The following is a 16,002-nucleotide window of genomic DNA, read 5'->3' as shown; positions in this document are numbered from 1 at the left end:
GATCAGAGCGCCCAACGCACCCCGATCAGATACTGCCGCGGTACGCCCGGTGCGAGAAACCGCGCCGGGCCGGTTTCCACCGGCGCATCCTGCGGGCGCGCCAGCTCGCCATCGGGGAACACGTCTTCGGCCACTGCCGCGTAGGTGGCATAGCGGCGGTTGAAGACGTTGTCGACGCGGGCGAACAGCGACAGCCGCGCACTGACTTGCCAACGCGCCTGCAGATCCACCAGCGCATAGCCGGCGGTGCCGATGTCGATGCGCGCGGGTGCGGGCTCGCCGTCTTCGGCGTTGTCGACCTGGCCATCCTCGTTGCCGCTGGCCACGCGCCCGGACACCGCACGCACCCCGGCGCCCAGCGTCAGCGCATCGCGCTGCCATTCCACGCCGAGCTTGAGGTTGTGACGCGGCAACGCGGCGATGCGTAGGCCTGGCCGCAAGGCGATCACGCGCTCGCCGGACAGCAGCTCGCCATCGCTGCGATAGGTCGCATCCAGAAAGCTGTAGCCGGCCGACCAGTACCAGTTGCCGCTGCGCAGGCGCAGCGCCAGGTCCGCACCCTGGTAGCGGGTGCGGCCGACATTGTCGAAGTAACCCAGCTGCGTGTCCGGCGCGCGCAGGAACAAAATATCGTCGCGATTGTCGGCGCGGTATACCGACACGCTCGCGCTGCTGTCGGTCGACGGTGTCCAGCGCGCACCTAGTTCGTAGGTGCGCGAAACGATCTGCTCCAGGCGCGGATCGGCCTGCAGGCCGGTCGGCAATCGGCACGGCTGGGTGGGGTCGGCGCAGCCCAGTTCGATCGCGGTGGGCGCACGGCTGTTCTGTGCGACCGAGCCGTACAGCGTCAGCCCCGAAGCGAGCCGATGGGTCAGCCCCAACGACGGGTTGGCCTTGGCGTAGACAAAGCGCTCGCGTGGGCGGTCGCCGTCGTCGGCAGTGGAGAGAATGTTGTCCACCACCACATGGTTCCAGCGCACTGCGGCGCTGAGATGGGTGGCCGCGTCCAGTGCCCAGGTGTCGGCGACGAACACGCCCAGCGTCTTGGTGCTGCCGCGCACGCCGGAAAAGAACGCACGCCCGGCATCCGGATCGGCAGCGACCGAGCGGTCCGGCTGCCCCCAGCCATCGCGCGCGAATTGCCGATAGCGCACATGACCACGATCGAAGGTCACGCCGGTGCTGAGCGCATGCGCGCCCCATTGCCTGCTCAGGTTGAGCGCAAGCCCCTGCGCCTCCTGGCGCATCTGGGTGGTGTTGAGCGCGCCGGTAGGCAGGGCGTCGGCATCGGCGCGCGCGACATCGCACTCGGCATCCAGCGCACTGCCGTCGGCAGCGTAGCCGGAGGCGCATTCCTCGACGAATTCCTCGTAGTCCTCGCCGATATCGCCATTGACGGTATCGCGGCGGCCCACCCGCGAATAAGCCAATGCATGCAATGCGGTGTCCGCATCGAAGCGGTGGTCCAGTTGCGCGGTGAACAGCGTAGTGCGATTGCGGGTGAGATCGGGCGAGGTGTACACCGCGCGGCGGTCGGCGCGATACAGGCCGGGCTCGGGGCCATCGTCGGTATAACGCGTATCCGGCAGCAGGCCATTGCCGATCAGGCGGCTGCGCCCGTGCAGCACCGACAGGCTCCAGTCGGTCTGCTCGCCTTGCTTGCCGAGCTTGCCGAACACGGTGCCCAGGCGGCCCTCGGAGGCATCACGCCAGCCGTTCTCGTCGAAACCGGTGACCGCGACAAAGCCATGCCAGCCGTCCTGGCTGGCGAGACCATAACTGGCATCCAGTCGCTTGCGCGCACCGCTGCCGATGCTCGCTTCGCCCTGCAATCCCGGCGCGGTGAGGCCCGATGCAGTGGACAGCACCACCGCGCCACCGAGCGTGTTCGGCCCGAACAAGGGATTGGAGCCGGGCATCAGCGTCACCGCATTGATGGCCGACTCGGGCAGCATGTCCCAGCTGACGATGTCGGCGAACGGTTCGTTGAAACGCACCCCATCCAGATACACCGACACGCCCTGCGAGGCGCCCGGCAAGGCGGAAGCGCGAAACCCGTGGAAGGTGAGATCGTTCTGGAATGCGCTGCCCTGCACGTCGTTGCCATCCACGCCGACGAAGCGCCGCTGCAGCAGGTCGCCAAGGTTGTTGCTGCGCCCGCGTGACAACGCGCTGCCGGTGGCCGACTGCACCATGTACGGCAGTTGCGCCGCATCGATGGTGGTGCCGGGAATCGGCGTGGCGGTGACCTCGATGCGGTCCAGCCAGGTCACCTGCGGCGCGTCTTCGGCCATCGCAGTGCCGACCGTACCAGCGCACAGCAGCGCTGCGCAGGCGCAGGCAAGCCGATGTCGTTGCAATGCATCGCGGCCATGGTGTGCGACGCGAAGCGGCGGTGTGCTGCGATCCCACGGTAAGTGATGCGTCGACCTCATGTCGTCTCCCTCAATAAAGCACGATCGATTTGATGCCACGCGCCGCGCGTAGATCCGCCAGCGCCTGATTGATGTCGTCCAGCGCCAGGATGCGGGTGATCAACGGTGCCAGCTGCAGATCGCCATGCAGATAGCGCGCGACATAGCCGGGCAGCTCGCTGCGCCCTTTCACCCCGCCGAACGCGCTGCCGCGCCACACCCGCCCGGTCACCAGCTGAAACGGGCGCGTGCTTATTTCCTGCGCGTCGTCGGCCACGCCGAGGATGACGCTCTCGCCCCAGCCCTTGTGGCAGCACTCCAGCGCCGCGCGCATCGCGCCGACATCGCCCACGCATTCGAAGCTGTGGTCGGCGCCGCCATCGGTGAGGTCCACGATCACCTGCTGGATCGGCGCGCCGTAGTCGCGCGGGTCCAGGCAATCGGTGGCGCCCAGGGCACGCGCCAGCGCGAACTTGGCCGGGTCGATATCCACCGCGATGATGCGCCCGGCCTGCGCCAGCACCGCGCCCTGCACCACCGACAGGCCGATGCCGCCCAGGCCGAACACTGCCACGCAGTCGCCGGGCCGCACATGCGTGCTGTTGAGCACCGCACCGACGCCGGTGGTGACCGTGCAGCCAAGCAGGCAGACCTGATCCAGCGGTGCATCCGGCGGGATCCGCGCGACCGCGATCTCCGGCACCACGGTGTATTCGGAAAACGTGCTGGTGCCCATGTGGTGCAGGATCGGCCGGCCGTGCAACGAGAACCGGCTGCTGCCGTCGGGCATCAGGCCGCGCTCCTGGCTGCTGCGGATCGCCTGGCACAGGTTGGTGCGACCGGAGCGGCAGAACTTGCACACGCCGCACTCGGGCATGTACAGCGGGATGACGTGATCGCCGGGCTGCACGCTGGTGACGCCGATGCCGATTGCCTCGACGATGCCCGCGCCCTCCTGCCCCAGGATCGCCGGAAAGCTGCTCGCCTGCCCGTGCGCCAACGCATGCGCATCGCCGTGGCAGATACCGGTGGCGACCAGGCGCACCAGCACCTCGCCGGGCCGCGGCGGCTGCAGGTCCACCTCTTCGATGGTCAGCGGCTGGTGCGGACCCCATGCCACCGCAGCGCGTGTCTTCATCCGGCCCCCCTGGCGCGCGTCGGCATGTCCGCCGCTCAGCGCGCGATGACCACGCCCCACGGCAGGTCGCCGACGGGGATCTGTTTGATCTCGCGCAACGCGACGGTGTCGATCACGCTCACGGTGTTCGAGCGCCCGTTGGCGACATACAGCTTGTCGCCGGCCGGGGTCAGCGCCGGATTCCACGGCCGCAGCCCCACCGCGATCTCGGCAAGCCTGCGCGCGTTTTGGGTATCGATCACGCTGACCGTGCCGGCACCGCCGTTGGACGCATACAGCCGCGTGCCATCGGCCGACAACGCCACGCCCGCCGTGCGTACGCCGGCCGGCAGGCTGGCGCGGCGTCGGCGCGCCTGCAGGTCGATCACGTCCACCACGTTGGCGGTCTCCTGCGCGATGTAGACGCTGTGCCCGTCCGGGGCGAATGCCATGCCGCGCGGATGGCCGCTGGTGGCGACCACACCGCGCGATCGATGGGTGGCCAGCTCGATCATGTCCATGTCGTTGGAACCTTCGTTGCTGGTGAGCAACCACCGCCCGTCCGGCGTGTAGGCGCAATGCTCCGGCGCCTGCCCGCGCGTGGCGATCACCTGTTGCACGCGGAACTGCGCCGCATCGATCAGCATCACCTGGTTCTGCCCTTCCACGCACACCGCGAACTGCCTGCCGTCCGGCGACAGCGCGATGCCCTCGGCGTTCTCGCCGATCTGCACGCTGCGCAGCACCGCGTCCTTTTCGGTATCCAGTTCGATCAGGCGGTGATGCTCGGCATCGATCAGGTACAGATGCCCGTGCGGGCCCGGCAACACCTGCTGCAAGCGCTTGCCCAGTTGCCCCTGCGCGCTGAGCGTGCGCACCACCGTATCGCTGTGCGTATCGATCACCGATACCGTACCGCTGCGTTGATTGGGCACATACGCAAACACCGGCGGTGTCGATGGCGCCGGTGTTGCTGCAGGAGCCGCAGTCGTCGTTGTCGCCGGCGCAGCGTTTGCCGCGGGCGGCTGCGCATCGCGCCGGCAACCGGCCAGGCCCAGCAGCACGCCCAGCGCGGTGGTCGCCAGGACGCGCTGCCACCCGATGGGCGCTGGCCTCATTGCGCCTTGCCCGCGGTCTTGTTGATCGAATGGATGAAGGCGAGCAGTTTCTCGGTGTCGCCCGGCTTGAGCACCGGCGCGAACGGCGGCATCTGCCCGACCACCTTCTCATGCCCGATGCGGGTCTTGCCGTGGGTGATCATCGCGGCGGTGCCCTCGCTGATCAGCGTACGCAAGGTGTCGTCGTCGCTGCCATACACCCAGATGTCGTTGGTCAACGGCGGGCACATGCCGCCGCCACCGGTGCCGCCATGGCAGGCATTGCAGCCGGCCGAGAAATAGATCTTCTTGCCTTCGGCGATCAGTTCGGGAGTGACCTTGACCTCCGGCCCCTTCGGGATCGCCACGACGGTGGCCGGCGCTGCGGGCGGGGTGGCCGGATCCGGTGCAGGCCCGGCGGCCGGGTTGGGCATCCCGGCGGGCGCCGCTGCGGGCGCCGGCGCGGCGGCGCCGGTGGTGGCCGGCGCAGGTGGACTGGCAGCGGCCGCCTCGGGCGCGGGCGGTGGTGCCGGCTTGCCGCAGGCGGCCAGCACGACGCTGAGCATCACCGCGCACAGCGGTGCGCGCATGGAACGATCGGAACAACCCACGGTGGACTTGCGCATGAACGAACCTTTCTGGTCGGAGGGAACACCGCGCACCCCGTGCGCGCGGCGGGTGACACAGTCATTGCCGGGACGGGTGCCTGGCCTGGGTGAGCAGCGCGGCCAGCGCGCCATCGCCGCGTGCCTGCGCCAATGCGGCGGCGGTCTTGCCGTCGCGATTGCGTGCGGACGGGTCTGCGCCGGCCGCCAGCAAGCGCCTGGCCACCGCCTCGCGCCCGGCCGCAGCGGCCAGCATCAATGCAGTGACACCAGCCTGATTCGCGTGGCCGACCTCGGCGCCGCCGGCCAGCACCGCATCGAGAATCGCCGGGTCCTCGCGCGCCACCGCAAACATCACCGGGGTGAAGCCGGCGGGATTGGAACGCCGCACGTCCGCCCCCGCCTTCAGCAATGCCTGCACCACGCCGACATCGGCGTAGGCCACCGCCAGCTCCAGCGCGCTCCAGCCGTCGCCGGAGACGGTGTCCACCGACGCACGCTTGCCGAGCAACCTGGCCACACTGTCGGCATCGTTGGCCCATGCGGCTTTCATCAACGCGGTCCAGCCACTGGCATCGCGTGCATCCAGGGCTCCACCGGCATCGAGCAACAGACCGACCAGCTCCGGTTCCTGATTGCGGATGGCCTGATGCAACGGCGGCTCGCCAAGCAGGTTGGGCCGATTGACATCGGCGCCATGCCGCAACAACCACGCCGCACGCACGCCATCGCCGGCATCCAGCGCATGCGCCAGCTCCTGGTTCGGGTCGGCACCGTCGGCGATGCGCAGTTGCAGCTGCGCCAGTTGCTGCGAGGATGCGGCCGGGCTTGGCGCCTTGGACACTGGCGTCGGCGTCGCATACGGCCCATGCGCGGCCAGATCGCCGCTCACCACGCACTCGCTGCAGCGCACCAGCGGCACGTGATAGCTGCGCAGGATCTGCGCGATGTTTGCCGCGCTCTGCTGCATCGCCGTGTTCAGGGCATCGCGCAGCTGCGCATTCTTGCGTGACACCGCCCACGCCATCGAATACTCCAGCACTGCATCGTCGATGGTATTGAGCGGCACCACGCCCAGGCCGTTGCGCCGGGCGTAATAGCCGGCCACCGGGCCCCAGGATTCGGCCGCATCCAGTTCATTGGCGGCGACGCGTTCGACCAGCTTGCCGGGATGTTCTTCCGGCGCGGTGGCCGAGTCGTAGAACAGGTACTGCACCTCGCCGCTGATGCCATGCTCGTACAGGGCCTGGCGTGCGGGCGAACTCTGGAACACGCCCAGCCGCAGCTTCTTCAGCGCCGGCTCGTCCAGCGAGGTCGGCACCAGATCCAGGCCCTTGCGCGTCACCAGCACATAGGCCGAGCGATACAGCGGGCGCGTGGTCAGGCCCTGCTCGAAGTCGCTGTTGAGGTCCATCAGCACGTCGCAGCGGCCGGCAGTGATGGTGCTGCGCGCCAGCCCGCGCTGGTAGTAGGTGCGCCACTCGTATTCCAGGCGACGGCCCATGGCCTCGGCCACCACCTGCGCAATCTTGTTTTGAAAGCCTTCGCCAGCCTTGTTGGACAACGGCATGTTGCCCGGGTCGGCACACACGCGCAGCACCGCGGGATCGGGCGCAGGCGGTGGCGTGCTTGCCGTCGATTGCGCCGAAGCCGGCAGTGCACTGGAGGCAGTCGCCGCCGTGGGCGCCGCTGCGGAATCAGAAGCGCGAGCCGTCGGTGAGGACGGCTCGCGTGTGCAGCCTGCGGCGACGAGTCCGAGGCTGCAAACCACCAGCATCTTGCGTAGATGCAGGGGCATACCACGCGCACCGGCAGCGAACTGCCGGTGCGCGCCTGCAACGCCTTGCGTGGATCTCATCGTGCGGTCTTCGCGACGGCGTTGGCCGCGCCGCCGCCTGCCGCTGCGGTGGCGGTGGTACCGGCGGTCACGGTCTTGCCCGCACCATCGATACGGAAGCTGTGCACCATGCCGCCGAGCGGGATCTTGTCGAAGCCGGCGCCGAACGCCAGCCCCGCAGCCCCCAGCGCGCCATACGGATCGGACGGATCCAGACCTGCCGCCACCGGCAGACCGATCCAGCCGCCGATGCCGGAGAACACCGCCACGTACTGGTGCCCGTTGGCCTTGTAGGCGATCGGGTTGCCGATGATGCCGGAGGGCAGCTTCATCTCCCACAGCTTCTTGCCGGTGTCCTTGTCCACCGCACGGAACCAGCCGTCCAGCGTGCCGTAGAACACCAGTCCGCCGTCGGTGACCAGGGTGCCGCTCCACACCGGGAACTTCTCCTTGATCTCCCACTTGGATTTGCCTTCCACCACATCGAAGGCCTTGACGATGCCCAGCGCACCGGGCTCGTTGGGCTTCATCATCACGTTGGCGAACACGTAGGGCAGGCCCATCATGGTGTTGCCACGCTCCTGCGGTTCCAGCTCCATGTGCCAGTTGTTGGTGCCGCAGAAGAACACTGCGGAGTTGGCCGGATCCACCGAGCACGGCTGCTGGTCCTTGCCGCCCATGGCCGAGGGAAAGGCCTGCACTTTCCTGCCGCGTTCCAGCGGCGAATGCGCGGCCACCTTGACCGGGCGGCCGGTCTTCATGTCGATGCGCTCGGCCCAGTTGGCCGGCACGAACTTGTGCGCGCGCAGCAAGGTGCCGTCGCGACGATCGAGCACGTAGGCAAAGCCGTTGCGATCGAACTGCACCACCGAGGGCACCTGCTTGCCGTCGATGCTCAGATCCACCAGGATCGGCTCGTTGATGCCGTCGTAATCCCACTGGTCGAACGGGGTCTTTTGATAACCCCACACCGCTTCGCCGGTATCGATCTTGCGCGCGAACAGCGTCATCGACCACTTGTTGTCATGCTCGCCGTTGTTGCATTCCTCCTGCGAGGTCTTGCCGCAGCGATACGACGGGCTCCACAGGCCGGGATTGCCGGTGCCGTAATACAGTAGCTTCAATTTCGGGTCGTAGCTGTACCAGCCCCAGGCCGCACCGCCACCACGCTTCCATTCGTCGTTGGGAAAGGTCTTGACGCCCAGATCGCCGAGCTGCCCGTGCTGCGGATTGGCCTTGTTGAAATCCGCACCCAGGCAGATCGCCTTGTCGGTGCCGGCCGCATCGCAGGACCAGGACTGCTTGCCATCGGCCAGGTTGTAGGCGGCCACGCGCCCGAGCACGCCGAACTCGTTGCCGCTGATGCCGGCCACCACCTTGCCGTCGGCGATGATCGGCGCCATGGTGATGGTCTCGCCCTTGTCCGGGTGCGCGAGTTTCTGCTTCCACACTTCCTTGCCGGTCTTGGCATCGAGCGCGATCACATCGCCGCTCAGGCTGCCGAACACCAGCTTGCCATCGGCATACGAGGCGCCACGGTTGACCGTATCGCAGCACGCCACCGCCACCGAGCGCTCGTCCTGCTGCGGGGTGTATTTCCACAGCACCTTGCCGCCGTCGTCCTGCGCCGCCAGGTCGATGGCGAACACGTTGTTCGGGTACGCGCTGACCATGTACATGATGCTGCCGATCACCAGCGGCTGGCCTTCGCGGCCGCGCGTGGCATCGGTCTTCATTTCCCACGACATCTTCAGGTTCTTGACGTTGTCGCGATTGATCTCAGCCAGCGGGCTGTGCCGGGTGAGCGCGAAGTCGCGCCCGATGCCGCCCCAGTTGTCCGGATTGCTGGCATTGGTGGTGAACTCGCCATCGGTATCGACCACGGCGGCGGCCGGCGGCGCAGCGGCGGGTGCAGCGGCCGGTGCCGGCGCAGCGGTCTCGGTGGCGGCCTCTTTTTTACAGCCGGCCAGCGCGGCGCTCAGCGCAAGCATGAGCAGCACATTGCTGCGCAGGCTGCGGCAGGAAGATTGGTGCATGTGCGTCTACCCCTCTCGATTGAACAACCAGTCGGTTGAAACATCCCGCGGCGCCGGCGTTGCACCCGCCAGTTGCGTCGCGGACGTCGGAAACGTCGAGAGGGAAAGAGCAAACGCCATGCCAGCGTACTGGTGCGACGCACCATGTCGTAGCAGCAGGCATCTGCAGTGATGGCAGTGGCTTGCGTCAGGCGCACTGTCACGGTTCTGGCACAGTTTGCGCCGGGCGTGCTGTGACATTGGTGGCGCAGCGGATGTGGAACGGCCTGTCAGCCGGTGCCATGAACTCAGCTTGCGCGAGGCGACATGGTTGTCTCTGGTTCGTGCAACTCGATGCCGCAGATCATCCACAGACCGTACGACAGGGTTGACCAAGGTGCCGCCGCATTTCTTTCTGCCATCGGGAGACGCTGCCAGACGGTTGGATGCGTTGACGGCGCAGACAGCCCGTGTGGTGTCCGGCTTGCCGATGACGCGTTGCAGGATTCAGCAGCGTCCACGCCTCTCGGGCGCATGCCACTCTTCCAATGCGATGACGGGGTCCAATGCGATGACGATGTCCTGATCGCAAGCAACCTCCAGCGACACGCGGCCAGTCACACGTCGCGATCCATCCTTCCGCGCGCCTGGCCTACTCGCCAACCCTCACGCTAGCGGTTCCACTGCGCCAGCAACTGCGTGCAATCCTGCAATCGCCAGTCGGCAAGGCCGGGCCACGGATCGCCGGGCGTGTTGACCAGCACGGTGCGGGCACCGGCGGCCCGACCGCAGGCCAGGTCGTTGTGGTGGTCGCCGACCATGACCAGGGCCGCACCTTCCACCGACCAGCGTCGTGCAAAGTACTGCAGGCCGTCGGGCGCGGGTTTGGGAGCGGCTTCATCGCGGCCGACGATGTCGTCCCAGGCGAACGCATCGTGCAGGCCGATCGCCTGCAACGTCACCTGCGCCAACGCGCGCGCGTTGCGGGTCAGCATGCCCAGCCGGCAGCCGGCGGCCTGCAACGCGCGCACCAATGCCACTGCACCGGGTGCCGGCTGTGCGGCCTGCGCGAGTTCGCGCTCGTGCGCGAGCAACCAGGCATGCTTGGCTGCGGCCTGCTCGGCCGGCAGCGCTGCCAGGTGATGCAGGATGTCCGCCTCGGGCGGGATCTCCAACGTGCGCCGGATCAACGCGAAATCATGCACGGCTTCGGTCAGCGTGCCGTCCATGTCGAACACCCAGTGGCGGTAGGTGGAGAGTGCGGGAGTTATTTGTGGGATGGTCCTACCGTCCATACGTGCAAACACTCGAGAGATGGTTGACGCGATACCGCAAGCCGTCGCCAGGTGAATGCACACCTGGCGCATTCACCCCAATGGACCAGCAGTGCATGCCGATGCCGTACACCGAGCGCGCGCCTGGTGCCAGGCAGCCGGCGGTCGTGCCTACTTCCAGCCCGGCATCTGGGTGGTCTCCAGGCCGCCCACGTCGAACTCTGCCGTGCGCGTGCCGCCGGCCTTCACCGGGAACGCGATGCTGATGCGCTTGGCGTTGCGCACCAGCGTCCACAGCGCCTTGTCGTCGTCGATGAACATCGCGATCGCTTCGTCGGTATCGGGGCGGTGCGCGGCCATCGCGCGTGGTGCGCCACCATCGACCGAGACCTGCACCTTGCAGCCGCGATAGCAGTTGAAGTCGCCGGCCTTGAGCACGAGATAGCTGTGGCGCTTCCACTGCGGGTGATCGCGGAATACCAGGCTCACCGGCTTGGGGCCGCTGCCGTCGACATCCACGCGGCTCTTGGCATCGATCATCGCCGAGCGCTGCGTGCCGCCCTTGGCCGGCACTTGCGAGTACTGCCACAACGCCTGCATGCGGCGCAGTTCGCGCGCCTGTTCGCCCTTGGCCTTGATGTCGGCATAACCGGGCTCGATGCGTGTGGCCGCCGCGGTGCCCGGAAACCCTTCCAGCACTGCGGCGCCATGCGCACGCGCCATGTCCCAGTTTTCGGCCTTCACTGCCTCGTCGTATTGCTTGGCGAGTGCGTCGGCATCGTGTTCCTTGGCTTGCGCCTGCGCGGTTTCCTGCGCCTGGCGTTGCGCCTCGCGATCAGTACAGCCACTCACTGCAGCGACGCACAAGGCCGCGCTCAGCAGATACTTCATCGTCGACTCCGGAATGCATGAAAAGCAGCGGCAACGATACCAGCCTGCCCGCATGCCCCGCGATCAACCGCCGCAAAGCGTAGGAGCGCACCCGGGCGCGACGGGACTTTCCCGGTGGAGCACCGTCGCGCCCGGGTGCGCTCCTACGGCGGTGGTTGCAGGCACGATGCGGCGATGGAAGCGGCGGGCGGGCATGCACCACGGCGCGACTGCATCGTCGGTTCCGGAAGGCATGGACGGCAGCGGCAACGATACCGGCCTGCCGCACCACCCGCGATCAGCCACCCGCATCGTAGGAGCGCACCTGGGCGCGATCGGGTTTCACCGGGAAAGCCCGGTCGCGCCCGGGTGCGCTCCTACGGCGGTGGTTGCAGGCACGATGCGGCGATGGAAGCGGCGGGCGGGCATGCACCACGGCGCGACTGCATCGTCGGTTCCGGAAGGCATGGACGGCAGCGGCAACGATACCGGCCTGCCGCACCACCCGCGATCAGCCACCCCGCATCGTAGGAGCGCACCTGGGCGCGATCGGGTTTCACCGGGAAAGCCCTGTCGCGCCCGGGTGCGCTCCTACTGCGGTGGTTGCAGGCACGATGCGGCGATGGAAGCGACGGAGGGCGTCTGCAACGCCCTCCTCTGCCATTACGGCTGCGGCTGCGCCGGCGGTGCCGCCTTGGCCTTGGCGATCATCTCGGCCACCGACGCGGTGGTGATCGGGTGGTAGCCGGGCTTGGCCTTTTCGAAGGCCTGTTCGGCAAAGGCGATGCCGTCCGGGGTCTTCAGCAGTTCTGTGTAGATCGGCAGCACCAGCTTGCGGCGGCCGACGCGTTCGATGAACTCACCGGCGGCGGCGCGCGCATCGGTGTAGCCGCTGCGGATCGCCAGCGGGTACCAGCGCATGGCAATCTCGCCGTTCGGGGTGCCGGTGAAGTGGTAGGCATCATCCAGCTGCTTGAGCTGCTCGGGCTTGAGCGTGGCGCCCATGCCGCTGAGGAAGTGCACCCACTCCTGCGTGCCCCATTCGCCGGTGACCTGCTTGCTCGGCAGCGTGCCGCTGCCACTCCAGGCAATGCGCGCGGTGTCCACGATCGAGAAGCTGCGCGAGCGTGCCTTGGCGGCGAAGGCCGGGATGCCCGGCTGCTTCAGCCACGCATCCACCTCGGCCGCGCTGACCGTGTTGGGATGCTTGTCCAGCAGGTTCTTGTTGAGGTAGTCGACGAACTGGTCGGTGGTGGCGCTCTGGAACGCATGATCGTCGAACCAGCCGCGCAGGAACGGGTCGAACACCGCGCGCCCGAAGCGCTGCTCCAGGAACTGCAGGAACCACGCACCCTTGACGTAGGCCACCTGGCTCAGGGCCTCGTCGGGGTCGCGCTCGGCAAGCGGCGGCAATGCCAGCGCCTGGTCGGCCGGCGCCATGTCCTTCACTTCGGCCAGCAGATCGCCCTGGTCGATCTCGCGCTCCATCTCGGCCATCTCGGCGCCATACAGCGCCTCGGTGATGCGCGCCTGCACGTAGGTGGTGAAGCCTTCGTTGAGCCAGATGTCCTTCCAGCTGGCATTGGTCACCAGGTTGCCCGACCAGCTATGCGCCAGTTCGTGGGCCACCAGCGAGACCAGCGACTTGTCGCCGACGATCACCGTGGGCGTGGCGAAGGTCAGGCGCGGATTCTCCATGCCGCCGAACGGGAACGACGGCGGCAGCACCAGCATGTCGTAACGGCCCCAGCGATACGGGCCATAGAGTTTTTCGGCGGCGCCGATCATCTTTTCGGTGTCTTCGAATTCCTTGGCGGCCTTGTCGGCCATGGCCGGCTCGGCCCACACGCCCGAGCGTGCGGAAATCGGCTTGAACACCACATCGCCGGCGGCGATCGCCAGCAGATAGGACGGAATCGGCTCGGGCATCTTGAAGCTGTAGTCGCCGTCGCGCGCGGCCTTGGGGTCGTTGTCGGCGCTCATCAGCACCATCACGTCCGGGCGCGAGGTCACATGCGCGCTGTAGGTGAAGCGCACGCTCGGGGTGTCCTGCAACGGCACCCAGCTGCGTGCGTGGATCGCCTGCGATTGGCTGAACATGAAGGGCAGCTGCTTGCCTTCGGTCATCGACGGCTCCAGCCACTGCAGGCCGGAGGCGGTCGGTGCGGTGTGATAGGTGATCACGACCTTGGCCGGCTGAGTCGGCGCTTCGATGGTGAGCTTGCTGCCGAAGGTCTTGTCGGCCGGCGCCAGCGCGAACTGCAGCGGTGCCAGGCCGCCCTTGCCGTCGTCGGCCTGCACCTGCGCGATGCTCAGCTCGCGCGTGTCCAGCACCAGTTGCTTGGCGGCCTTGTCCTTCCACTGCAGCGTATAGGTGGCCGTGCCGCCGATCTGCTTGCTGTCGAAGTCCAGCTTCAGGTCCAGCGCCAGATCCTTGATGACCACCAGCTGCGGCTGGGCGTAGGAGCTTTCGTCGTGGTTGCGGGCGTCTGCTTTCACGGGGGCCTTGGCAGTGGTGGCCGGCGCGGCGGTGCTGGCGGCCGGCGGCGTGGACTCATTGGAACAGCCGGCCAGCGCGATGGACACGGCCAGGGACAGCGACAGGAACGGGAAGCGCATCGACGGCACCGCAACGAGGGAATTGGGCATTTTAACGCTCCGCACCGTCGCCTGCCTGTGCGGCGCCAGGCGAGCCTGGCGGCCGGTCAAGCTGCGGCGGCAAAGGACCACGCCCATGTCGCTGCCTGGAACGGCGCGAACCGTCTGCGGCCGCCGCAGCGGTAGCGTGATGCATGCCGCCGGTGCGCAGCCGCGCGGCAGCCTGCGGCCCGGCCGCCAGGTGATCTCCGGATCGCGCCTAGACCACCGGATGGCTGCGCGGGCTGTCATGCCCGTCGCGCACCAGGCGCCGGCCGCCGGAGAACTTGGCGCGGTACATCGCCGCATCGGCGCGGCGATACAGCTCGGTGGCGTCCAGCCCACGCTCGCACACCGCGCTGCCGGCACTCACATGCAGCGGCGCCTCGTCGGCATCCTCGCGTTCGAGCATCGACAGCCATTGATTGAGCTTGAGCGTGGCGTCGTCTTCGCTGGCATGCACGCCGATCAGGAATTCGTCGCCGCCCCAGCGCCCGATCCAGTCCTGCGCGCCCAGCCAGCCGTAGGCCGATTCCACCAGCCGCACCAGCACGCGATCGCCGGCCAGGTGGCCGAAGCGGTCGTTGATCGGCTTGAGGTTGTCCATGTCCAGCACGAACAGCACGAACGGCCAGCCTTCGCGTTGTGCGGCGGTGACCGAATCGCGCATCGCCTGTTCGCAGCCGCGCCGGTTCAAGGCCTCGGTCAGCGGGTCGAACAGGGCATGCTTCTTGAGATCGCGCATGCCGGCGTCGATGCCGCGCAGGCTGCGATTGATTCCGCGCAGCAACCGCCCCAGCTCGTCGTCGCCATGTTCGGGCAGGCTGGGCAGGCGTTGGTCGGCGTAATACGCATCCAGGGCGTCGGCGGCGATGCGCAGCGGTGCGAGCAGGCGATACAGCGCCGACAAGGTGGCCGCGGTGCCTGCCAGCGTGGCCAGCAGCGCCACAATCACCACCGACCACAGCGGGCGCCCGCTCAACTCGCTCTGCGCGGCCAGCCAGGCGATCAACAACAGCAGCGGCAGGTGGATGCCGACAAAGGTCACCGCCAGCAGCTTGGCACTGAAGGAGCGGGGAAACACGCGCGACAACCCTGCGTACAAGCGCATCCACGTCTCCGACAAAAGAGCGCCTAGTGTCGCCGACCGTTGGTGGAGCCGACGCGACGGGAGTCTCAAAAGTTTGTCGGCAAACGCACACACGCAGACTGCAATCGTGCGGCAAGCGAACACGAGCATGGCGTGCTCGTGCGATGTCCGGCGCGCGATACCCGGCGCGGGATGTGCGCCGGGCGGGATGCTCAGACACGCACCCGCCCGATCCGGTTCAGATCTTGTAGCCGGAATGGATCGCCACGATGCCGCCGGTCAGATTCTTGTAGTGGCAACGCGCGAACCCGGCCTCGCCCATCATGCCCTTGAGCGATTCCTGCGGCGGGTGCTTGCGGATGCTCTCGGCCAGGTACTGGTAGCTGTCGGCATCGCGTGCGAACAACTGGCCCAGCCTGGGCAGGATCTTGAACGAGTGGAAGTCGTAGATCGGCTTGAACCAGTCGGCGGTGACTTCGGAAAATTCCAGCACGCGCGCCTGCCCGCCCACCTTCAACACGCGGTACATCTCGCGCAGCGCGGCGTCCTTGTCGGTGACGTTGCGCAGGCCGAAGGAGATGGTCACCAGATCGAAGCTCTGATCCGGGAACGGCAGCGCCTCGGCATTGCATTGCACGTAATCGAAGCCGGCCACCAGGCCGCGGTTGGTCAGCCGGTCGCGGCCCACCGACAGCATGCCGGCGTTGATGTCGCCCAGCACCACCGCGCCCTCGTTGCCGACGCGCTCCTTGAGCAGCACGGCGATGTCACCGGTGCCGCCGGCCAGATCCAGCACACGGTCGCCCGGCTTCACCTGCGCGGTCGCCACGAAGTAGCGTTTCCATGCGCGGTGCACGCCCAGACTCATCAGATCGTTCATCAGGTCGTAATTGCGCGCGACCGAGGTGAACACTTCGCCGACCAGCTTCTGCTTGTCCTTGGCAGCGACGTCGCGGAAGCCGAAATGGGTGGTACCGGAGGTATAGGGGGATTCGCTCATGGGCGGATTATCGCACTGCTGACGCCGCCATGACCGCAACCGGACC

The 16,002-nt window shown here is 67.5% G+C and carries 11 protein-coding genes; all 11 read right to left on the bottom strand.

Annotation, left to right across the window (positions count from 1 at the left end):
* Positions 1-2 precede the first annotated feature (2 nt).
* The 11 genes from CPBF1521_RS03615 to ubiE all read right to left on the bottom strand — a co-directional run bounded on the left by CPBF1521_RS03615 (position 3) and on the right by ubiE (position 15,956).
* A complete protein-coding gene (locus CPBF1521_RS03615) occupies positions 3-2,294 on the bottom strand; it encodes a TonB-dependent receptor (protein ID WP_181901095.1) in 2,292 nt (763 codons plus the stop codon).
* Positions 2,295-2,445: 151 nt separating this feature from the next.
* The gene (locus CPBF1521_RS03610; protein ID WP_115675998.1) at positions 2,446-3,552 is read right to left on the bottom strand and encodes an S-(hydroxymethyl)glutathione dehydrogenase/class III alcohol dehydrogenase; all 1,107 of its coding nucleotides are present in this window, start codon (positions 3,550-3,552) and stop codon (positions 2,446-2,448) included.
* Between the two features lie 35 nt (positions 3,553-3,587).
* Positions 3,588-4,649 carry a beta-propeller fold lactonase family protein gene (locus tag CPBF1521_RS03605; RefSeq protein WP_115675996.1) on the bottom strand — a complete coding sequence of 354 codons (1,062 nt, stop codon included), beginning with the start codon at positions 4,647-4,649 and terminating at the stop codon, positions 3,588-3,590.
* Complete coding sequence (locus CPBF1521_RS03600) at positions 4,646-5,290, bottom strand: c-type cytochrome (protein WP_164739003.1); 645 nt, start codon at positions 5,288-5,290, stop codon at positions 4,646-4,648. Before CPBF1521_RS03600 ends, CPBF1521_RS03605 begins: the two co-directional genes overlap by 4 nt.
* Positions 5,291-5,315: 25 nt before the next feature.
* On the bottom strand, positions 5,316-7,091 hold the full coding sequence (locus CPBF1521_RS03595; protein WP_115675992.1) for a quinoprotein dehydrogenase-associated putative ABC transporter substrate-binding protein: 1,776 nt from the start codon (positions 7,089-7,091) through the stop codon (positions 5,316-5,318).
* On the bottom strand, positions 7,088-9,106 hold the full coding sequence (locus CPBF1521_RS03590; protein ID WP_328589261.1) for a methanol/ethanol family PQQ-dependent dehydrogenase: 2,019 nt from the start codon (positions 9,104-9,106) through the stop codon (positions 7,088-7,090). The genes CPBF1521_RS03595 and CPBF1521_RS03590 overlap by 4 nt, the downstream gene beginning before the upstream one ends.
* 650 nt (positions 9,107-9,756) lie before the next feature.
* The gene (locus CPBF1521_RS03585) at positions 9,757-10,380 is read right to left on the bottom strand and encodes an HAD family hydrolase (protein ID WP_115675990.1); all 624 of its coding nucleotides are present in this window, start codon (positions 10,378-10,380) and stop codon (positions 9,757-9,759) included.
* Positions 10,381-10,530: 150 nt separating this feature from the next.
* Positions 10,531-11,250, bottom strand: coding sequence for a hypothetical protein (locus CPBF1521_RS03580; RefSeq protein ID WP_104649232.1), 720 nt, complete (start codon positions 11,248-11,250; stop codon positions 10,531-10,533).
* Between the two features lie 642 nt (positions 11,251-11,892).
* Entirely contained in the window at positions 11,893-13,848 is a 1,956-nt protein-coding gene (locus CPBF1521_RS03575; protein WP_181901133.1) for a M1 family metallopeptidase, read from the bottom strand.
* A gap of 238 nt (positions 13,849-14,086) precedes the next feature.
* Positions 14,087-14,977 (bottom strand): GGDEF domain-containing protein, encoded by an 891-nt coding sequence (locus CPBF1521_RS03570; protein WP_024940237.1) that lies wholly within the window; start codon positions 14,975-14,977, stop codon positions 14,087-14,089.
* 217 nt (positions 14,978-15,194) lie between these two features.
* Positions 15,195-15,956, bottom strand: a complete 762-nt coding sequence (ubiE, locus tag CPBF1521_RS03565; RefSeq protein ID WP_016903622.1) for a bifunctional demethylmenaquinone methyltransferase/2-methoxy-6-polyprenyl-1,4-benzoquinol methylase UbiE — start codon at positions 15,954-15,956, stop codon at positions 15,195-15,197.
* Positions 15,957-16,002 lie beyond the last annotated feature (46 nt).

Origin of the sequence: Xanthomonas euroxanthea (genome assembly GCF_900476395.1) — a bacterium.
GTDB lineage: Bacteria > Pseudomonadota > Gammaproteobacteria > Xanthomonadales > Xanthomonadaceae > Xanthomonas > Xanthomonas euroxanthea.
Note: the sequence above shows the minus strand (reverse complement) of the source record. Positions and strands in the feature narration are given on the sequence as shown.

Bases quoted from the DNA above. Each gene is read 5' to 3' on its own strand.
- CPBF1521_RS03570 (WP_024940237.1), bottom strand. From the start codon at position 14,977: ATGCGCTTGTACGCAGGGTTGTCGCGCGTGTTTCCCCGCTCCTTCAGT.
- CPBF1521_RS03575 (WP_181901133.1), bottom strand. From the start codon at position 13,848: ATGCGCTTCCCGTTCCTGTCGCTGTCCCTGGCCGTGTCCATCGCGCTG.
- CPBF1521_RS03615 (WP_181901095.1), bottom strand. From the start codon at position 2,294: ATGGCCGAAGACGCGCCGCAGGTGACCTGGCTGGACCGCATCGAGGTC.
- CPBF1521_RS03590 (WP_328589261.1), bottom strand. From the start codon at position 9,106: ATGCACCAATCTTCCTGCCGCAGCCTGCGCAGCAATGTGCTGCTCATG.
- CPBF1521_RS03605 (WP_115675996.1), bottom strand. From the start codon at position 4,649: ATGAGGCCAGCGCCCATCGGGTGGCAGCGCGTCCTGGCGACCACCGCG.
- ubiE (WP_016903622.1), bottom strand. From the start codon at position 15,956: ATGAGCGAATCCCCCTATACCTCCGGTACCACCCATTTCGGCTTCCGC.
- CPBF1521_RS03610 (WP_115675998.1), bottom strand. From the start codon at position 3,552: ATGAAGACACGCGCTGCGGTGGCATGGGGTCCGCACCAGCCGCTGACC.
- CPBF1521_RS03580 (WP_104649232.1), bottom strand. From the start codon at position 11,250: ATGAAGTATCTGCTGAGCGCGGCCTTGTGCGTCGCTGCAGTGAGTGGC.
- CPBF1521_RS03595 (WP_115675992.1), bottom strand. From the start codon at position 7,091: ATGAGATCCACGCAAGGCGTTGCAGGCGCGCACCGGCAGTTCGCTGCC.
- CPBF1521_RS03585 (WP_115675990.1), bottom strand. From the start codon at position 10,380: ATGGACGGTAGGACCATCCCACAAATAACTCCCGCACTCTCCACCTAC.